We start from the raw sequence: 883 nt of genomic DNA, 5'->3' as shown, positions 1-883 counted from the left end.
AAAATCTGTGCTTATCCCTGACTGGAATAATTTTTCAACTTCATCGTAAAGATTTCCTTGATTCTTTTTTAACGTAATTACATAATCTGCATCTTTCTGTGTGATTAATTTCACAATTTCTTTCTGACAGCCGATTGCATCAATTGTCACAATACATCCAGACAGTTCTAAAACTTTTAATAACTCTGGAATTGCTGTAATTTCATTGGATTTTTCATCTACCTTTACTTGCCCTAACACCAATCTATTTGTAGTTGCCCATGCACTTACCATCACAATTGCACTTTGGTCGCTACTTTCATCGTAAGAACTACGCAAAGTTTTCCCATCAATTGCAACTACTTCCCCAGAAGTTATCTTCTGTACTGATTTCATCCAATCCAGAAAACATGACTGAAACTGTTGGGGATTTATCTGTGCAAATACTCGCGCGAATGTATCATGTGACGGGATACCATTAGGTAGGTCTAGAAATGTTTTTAACCACTCATACTTGGCACATCCATAAGTCTCTATTGCCACCCAACCATCTGCCCCACAAATCACAGCACACACGGCAATCGTTATGATCTCCATTAAGTTATGCCGCCTCGTTCGATCTATTCGTGGGTCTTCTATTCCCAAAAAATGGTCAGCAATTGTGATTTTTGGCTTCAGCTTCATAGAGAGGAGAATAAGAGCGTAATTCTTCTTTGGAGCTTTTATGAGAATATCACGTTCTTTAATGGCAACCGTCGGTTGCCTCTAACCCACCCACCCCCATCATAATGATTATCATTCCTTTCCTAATTGATGTTTAACTTTCTAAAAGTACTATGGGGTCTAGCTTCTGGTGCTTTCTACTTTTATCTACGCTCATCAATATTTAGATGCGTTTACCCTG

1 protein-coding gene is annotated in these 883 nt (G+C 38.5%); it reads right to left on the bottom strand.

Features of this window, described 5'->3' with window-relative positions:
• Positions 1-663, bottom strand: a 663-nt coding sequence (locus V7L31_RS23225; RefSeq protein ID WP_334698446.1) for an ISAs1 family transposase, incomplete at its 3' end; no start/stop codon positions are given.
• Between the last annotated feature and the right edge of the window lie 220 nt (positions 664-883).

This window comes from Nostoc sp. (assembly GCF_036916655.1).
Lineage (GTDB): Bacteria > Cyanobacteriota > Cyanobacteriia > Cyanobacteriales > Nostocaceae > Nostoc.
Note: the sequence above shows the minus strand (reverse complement) of the source record. Positions and strands in the feature narration are given on the sequence as shown.